We start from the raw sequence: 5,799 nt of genomic DNA on the forward strand, positions 1-5,799 counted from the left end.
ACACCAGCATACAGATCGCCATAACTCAACTGTGAGGCGCCACTGGTCAGTGCAATCGCGTGCGGCGAACGCTGCGCAGTCAGGGCTATCAGTTCGGACAAAAGTGTGGATTCGGTCATGGAAATTCAAAAAGCCACATCAATTGAGAAAACGCAGGTGGACAAGAGACACATCATCACCCACACAAGCTTTTGGAACCTAAAATAATCCGAGCGGGCCGAGTTGGCTTTCAGGGAGTTTTAATTGAACATATCACAAGAAGTGCTTCGTGTAGTTGACGAAGTTCTAGGTTTGAATGGACGTTCGGCTACATTCACCCGCGAGACACCGTTGCTGGGCGCTATTCCCGAGTTGGATTCGATGGCCGTCGTTACGCTCATCACTTCTCTTGAGGAGCAGTTTGGCTTGGTAGTTGACGATGACGACATTGATGGGTCGACCTTTGCCACAGTTGGCTCGCTGTCTGACTTTGTCAGCAGCAAACTGGCCGCTTGACGAGCCGTGCCCGTGCGCCCTGAGGCTTTTTTCCTGCCGGTTGAACCGGCTGGCAGCGGTCAACGGTTTTGCCTGTATTACTCCGGTGAAGGCGCTACGACACTCGGCCTGGTTCTTTATATCCACCCTTTTGCCGAGGAAATGAACAAATCCCGCCGCATGGGCGCATTGCAGGCACGGGCGCTGGCTCAAGCAGGATTTTCGGTGCTGCAGATCGACCTGTCCGGTTGTGGCGACAGCTCCGGGGATTTCGGCGATGCCACCTGGCAGGGCTGGCTGAACGACGTGGTGCAAGCTAGCCTTTGGCTGCGCGGCCGCGCTAATGCGCAAAGCGCTAGCCTGAGCAAAACACCGCTATGGTTGTGGGGCCTGCGTGCCGGGTGCCTGGTGGCAGCGGAAGCAGCCAGACATCTCAATGAGCCTTGTAACTTTCTTTTTTGGCAGCCGCCCTCTGCCGGCAAACCGCTGCTGCAACAGTTCTTGCGCCTTAAAGTCGCTGGCGACATGTTGGACGGACAAACAAAAGGCGCCATGCAAGCCCTGCGCCAGCAGTTGGCAGAAGGCTCACCCGTTGAAATTGCCGGATATGAGCTCTCGGCCGAGCTAGCCGCCGGGCTTGAGCATGCCGCTCTTGTGCCGCGAGCCAATAAGGCCGATGTACCTCGCCTGGAATGGTTTGAACTATCCAGCCGCGAAGATGCCAGCTTGAGCCCTGCGTCAACCAAAACACTCGAACAGTGGCGGCAGGCAGGCTTTGAAGTACGCAGCCACGTAGTGCATGGCCCCCCCTTCTGGCAAACCACTGAAATTGAAGAAGCCCCCGGATTGATTGCAGTGACCACGGCCGCGCTTGCCCACATGCCCGCCGTACCCGCATGAACTACACCGAAGAGACAACCCTCTTTGCCTGCGCGGGCGACACGCTGTTGGGCATTCTGGCCAGACCAGAAACACCTGCCGAGACCGGCGTCATCGTGATTGTGGGTGGCCCGCAGTACCGGGTCGGTAGCCACCGGCAGTTTGTGCTGTTGTCTCGCGCGCTGGCAGCCGCCGGCTACGCAGTGCTGCGGTTTGACCACCGGGGCATGGGCGACAGCGAAGGCCAGCAACGAGATTTCGAAACCGTGAGCGCCGACATTGCCTCCGCAATTGACGCGCTGCAGGCACGCATACCCTCTGTCAAACAAGTGGCCCTGTGGGGCCTGTGTGACGGCGCATCAGCCGCCCTGCTTTACTGCCATGAAACCCATGACCAGCGGGTGAGTGGCTTGTGTTTGTTAAACCCGTGGGTTCGGTCCGAGGCCAGTTTGGCACGCACCCAGGTCAAGCACTATTACACCCGGCGTTTGACGCAAAAAGAGTTTTGGTTCAAGCTGTTAAGCGGCAAGGTAGCGGCAAGCGCAGCCAGCGGGTTGATAAGCAATCTCAAGGCCGCATTCTCAGGGCAAATACCTCCGGTGAGTGGCAAAAATAACCCATCATTTCAGCAGCGAATGGCTATGGCCTGGCGTAAATTAAATGGGAATATTCTTCTCGTCTTAAGCGGCGAAGATTACACTGCAAAAGAATTCCTGGAGCATGTAAGCGCTGACGCTGTCTGGTCGGGCATGCTGGGACATTTATGGGTAAGCCGTCATGATCTACCTGCCTCAGACCACACGTTTTCAAGCTCGATATCGCGTACCCGTGTTGCAGAGCTGACCGTCCGGTGGCTTGACAAGCTGGTTGTGCCGAGCAAGCAATGAAACGACTCATCAAATTAGACTGGATCAGGGAATTTCCATGAAACTCGAAGTCTCTGTGGATATAGTCAACAAAACCGTTCCACTGAAACTTATGGGGACGCTAATCGTTGCATTAGTAGTTCTTTTAGGCAATTCCGCAGCGTTTGCACAATCAACCTGCGGGCCATTGCGGGCCCAGGGCCAGTACGGTCCCTATGACTACCGCACGGATCGGGACAAGCTCCCCATCGTACTGGATAATCATTTCACCGCAGAGGTTGAAGCTTTGGTACGTGGAAAAACGGGCACCACTCCAGGCGGCGATATAGATTACACGCTCAGGGCCATCCCGAACAATCATCGGGCGCTCTTGGCGATGATGCGACTGGGTGAAAAGGAAAAAACCCCCCAACCCAGCGGCTCTCGCTACACCATTGAGTGCTGGTTTGAACGGGCTGTGCGTTTCAGTCCGGACGACACCATTGTTCGCATGATTTATTCGAGATACCTTAACAGCAAGGGGCGCATTCCAGAGGCCACCAAGCAACTGGAAATCGCGACAAACTACGCCAAAGACAGTGCATTTACCCACTACAACATCGGGCTGCACTACTTTGACCAGAAAAACTACGACAAGGCACTTGTCCAGGCGCACAAAGCAATTGAACTCGGCTTCCCCCAGACAATTTTGCGCGACAAATTACAGAGTGTTGGGAAATGGGCCGAGCCGGCAGAGTTGCCGATCACCACGATCATCAACAACGCACCTGCGGAACAAACCGAGTAATTTATTGGCTCGGGTCTGCCTCACCGGCATTGAGGCTTGAAAGTCCGATGACTTTGGAAACCTCAAGACTTTGATGGCACTTTGGGCCCTACGTGTAGCGCTGGCCGGCCGCCAAACGCAACGAATGGCCGTTGGCTGGACAGCATCCACTGGAACGCTCCCATACACAGAAATAGTGCCCACCCACATTCTTGCGCCCCCAAGCTGCGATGCGATGCGTTAGAGCGTTGGTTAAACGCATTTATTCTACTTACAGTATGAGATATGCCTTGGGGCTTGAGTAATGCATCAAAAGCGTCCCATTGCTTGGCAAAAAGAAAACCTAATCTTTCCGACTCTGTTACGAAAACGTCAAAGTCCCACACGCAGCGGTTATCCCGAGGTAGCAAATAATCGACACGAACTTCATCTTCAGCATAAGCGTTCGGAATAAACCATATGCACCCAACCACGGCATCGTTCTTAGTTGCCAACAGGCATTGGGCACCTTGAGAAAAGCGTTGACGTATCACAGTCGACGGGCGATCCAGGCTGTTCAAAATGGGGGCGAATTCCGTTAGCAGATGAAATGAGAATTTCCTTCCGCGGGTGGACGGCAGGCGAGGTTGATCAGCCACAGGTTGGGCTACAAAGAAGTAATAATAAAAACCGAATTTACTATTAACACGGCGAAAAAGGCGATTCAGCAAATACAGGAACGTGGTTGACGGGCCCAATTCGCGAACCAAAAGTTTAAAACGGTGCCAGACGACGAGTCTCATTGCATATTAATCATTTCATTCTATCTTGAATTTTCGCCACAATTTCGCCCCTCAACGCTGTTGGGAAGGTCTGCACAACACCCACCAACGCGTGAGTTGAGCGTTATGAGATTCAGATAATAAATCTGCGCGGAACTTTCCCCGAATTCCTGGGCAATCTTGCCGTGGTTAGCGGCAATTGCAGGCCTCTATGCGGCGCGCGTCCGTGCGACAGCGCTTCGCGACAGCCCCACCCGCTCGGCAATGCGCTCATAGGTCAGGCGCTGGGTCCGCTCGATTTTGCTGGCGCAGCTGCGCTGCGGACCCAGGGGCCGGGAGTTGCTGTCAGAGAAGCCAGGGCGGCCTTCCTGGAAAGCGACGCTGCCACTTGCGGGCCGTGCGCGTGCTCAAGCCAGCGGCTGCGGCCGCTGGCTTGAGGCCAATCCGATCAATTTCACGAATCAAATTGGCTCGACCTTTGGGCGTAATTGAGGCATTCTTATGGATGTTCATCCGGGGAGTCCTGAAGAAAGTTGGGAGATGTCAGAACCTCCATCTTCCTTCGCCTCGGGTGATCAACCTATTGAAACATCACCCCTAGACGATGAATCACCCCATTTGCACGCAAGTTGCATTCAATACACGACGAAAGTTCCTGCACTTCGCGTCGGCACCGCTCGGCTCGCTGTTGCTGGCGGCTTGCGGTCGTGGGGCTGCTGCCGCAGAAACCAAATTGCTACCAGTGCCACGCCCTCCTCTACCGCCTTCAAACGGCCCCTTGCCTGACTGGGTCGCCACCCTGCAGATCTGGCAGTGGCACCAGATTCCCAACACTGCGCTCTCCAGCGTCGATCCTTCCGAACGGCCCCTGGGCATCTCAGGTCCCAGCTCGAAGATTGACGCGTGGTGTGGTGCTTGCCTGAAGCGACGCGGCAGCGTTTATCTGCTCGGCGCGGCTGGGGGGCACGGCGACTACGCGGGTAATGAAGTCAATGCCCTGAAACTGAATGTACCCCGCCCCCGGTGGACTCAGTTGCGTGGCCCGACGCCGAACGCCGACATCATCAACGGCACACAGTTTTACCTCGACCGGCGGCCGTCAGCCACCCACACCTACTACGCAACACAGTTCATTGAGCCCCTGGATCGCATGATGGTGTTTAGCAGCCCCGGAGTGTCGGGGCCGTTTCCACCTGCCCCGAGCAATTTTCCATATGTGGGCGACAAGCGCTCATTCAGCTTCAACGTGGCGACGGGCGATTGGGACGCACCAGACTACGTGGCGCAGTTTCCGGGTACGGGTAGCTACATCGCGGCACTCTGTGTCAAGCACCCTTGGACCGATGATGTGTACTACTCCAAAAGCTATGGTTCCGGCTGGTATCGCTGGGCGAGCGCCACCAACACCTGGACGCGGCTGTCTGATGTAACCAGGGCGGGCTGGTATGCCGGTGCGGCCATCGACCCGCGTCGCAACCGGATGCTCCTCGTCGGGGGATCCAGCGCGTCGCCTCCGGAAGTACGCCATCTCGATGGCGCACCAGTCATGATGGCATTTGCCGGGCTGGGGGCCGAGGCCTTGGCGCTGAGCGGCTACCCGGCGGTAATCTACGACGAAACCCTTGACCGCTATTTAGTCGCGTTCAATTCGGGGGCCTCCATCAAAATCTTGCGTGTGCATCCCGAAACCTGGTTTGTCGACGAACCCGCAATGGCAGGCATCGCACCAGCGGCACGAACGAACGGCCTTCAGAACGCAATGCAGTATGTTCCTGAACTCAGGGGCTTGGTGGTTGCAAACAAGCACAATGGCAACGTGTTCTTTGTCCGCACCGCTGCCTGATCCGCTCCATACACCCGGCTAAAACGCATGATTACCGTTGTCATTCCTTACTGCCAAAGATCGCCAGGTATTTTTGCCAAAGCGCTGTCCAGTATTGCAACCCAGCAGGGTTGTTCATTGCCAGTGCATGTGATAGTGGTGGACGACGCATCCCCAGCCCCGGCAGGCCCCGAGCTTGCCGCTGCGGCCCCCATGTGCAGGTTATTGTGC

General features: G+C 56.0%; 7 protein-coding genes and 1 pseudogene. 6 read left to right on the plus strand and 2 right to left on the minus strand.

Annotation, left to right across the window (positions count from 1 at the left end):
* Nucleotides 1-243: 243 nt before the first annotated feature.
* The 4 genes from AC1DUB_RS28045 to AC1DUB_RS28060 are packed head-to-tail and all read left to right on the plus strand — an operon-like array spanning nt 244 to nt 3,006.
* Nucleotides 244-495 carry an acyl carrier protein gene (locus AC1DUB_RS28045; RefSeq protein WP_477732350.1) on the plus strand — a complete coding sequence of 84 codons (252 nt, stop codon included), beginning with the start codon at nt 244-246 and terminating at the stop codon, nt 493-495.
* A 12-nt stretch (nt 496-507) separates the two neighbouring features.
* Complete coding sequence (locus tag AC1DUB_RS28050; RefSeq protein WP_477732351.1) at nt 508-1,374, plus strand: hydrolase 2, exosortase A system-associated; 867 nt, start codon at nt 508-510, stop codon at nt 1,372-1,374.
* Nucleotides 1,371-2,240 carry a hydrolase 1, exosortase A system-associated gene (locus AC1DUB_RS28055; protein ID WP_477732352.1) on the plus strand — a complete coding sequence of 290 codons (870 nt, stop codon included), beginning with the start codon at nt 1,371-1,373 and terminating at the stop codon, nt 2,238-2,240. The genes AC1DUB_RS28050 and AC1DUB_RS28055 overlap by 4 nt, the downstream gene beginning before the upstream one ends.
* Nucleotides 2,241-2,277: 37 nt before the next feature.
* On the plus strand, nt 2,278-3,006 hold the full coding sequence (locus tag AC1DUB_RS28060; RefSeq protein WP_477719974.1) for an ABC transporter permease: 729 nt from the start codon (nt 2,278-2,280) through the stop codon (nt 3,004-3,006).
* Nucleotides 3,007-3,068: 62 nt separating this feature from the next.
* On the opposite strand, the gene AC1DUB_RS28065 is transcribed toward AC1DUB_RS28060, so the two are convergent.
* Together AC1DUB_RS28065 and AC1DUB_RS28070 are read right to left on the minus strand one after the other, a co-directional pair.
* Entirely contained in the window at nt 3,069-3,767 is a 699-nt protein-coding gene (locus AC1DUB_RS28065; RefSeq protein ID WP_477732353.1) for a hypothetical protein, read from the minus strand.
* Between the two features lie 203 nt (nt 3,768-3,970).
* Nucleotides 3,971-4,259: pseudogene (locus AC1DUB_RS28070) on the minus strand (leucine zipper domain-containing protein); the annotation flags it as partial.
* A 265-nt stretch (nt 4,260-4,524) separates the two neighbouring features.
* On the opposite strand from AC1DUB_RS28070, the gene AC1DUB_RS28075 reads away from it, so the two are divergent.
* Together AC1DUB_RS28075 and AC1DUB_RS28080 are read left to right on the plus strand one after the other, a co-directional pair.
* Entirely contained in the window at nt 4,525-5,589 is a 1,065-nt protein-coding gene (locus AC1DUB_RS28075) for a hypothetical protein (RefSeq protein WP_477732354.1), read from the plus strand.
* Between the two features lie 27 nt (nt 5,590-5,616).
* The coding region (locus tag AC1DUB_RS28080) for a glycosyltransferase family 2 protein (protein WP_477732355.1) at nt 5,617-5,799 on the plus strand (183 nt) is incomplete at its 3' end.

This window comes from Polaromonas sp. P4_F9, assembly GCF_056401235.1.

Coding starts and splice junctions, on each gene's coding strand:
- AC1DUB_RS28055 (WP_477732352.1), top strand. CDS start 1,371: ATGAACTACACCGAAGAGACAACCCTCTTTGCCTGCGCGGGCGACACG.
- AC1DUB_RS28060 (WP_477719974.1), top strand. CDS start 2,278: ATGAAACTCGAAGTCTCTGTGGATATAGTCAACAAAACCGTTCCACTG.
- AC1DUB_RS28065 (WP_477732353.1), bottom strand. CDS start 3,767: ATGAGACTCGTCGTCTGGCACCGTTTTAAACTTTTGGTTCGCGAATTG.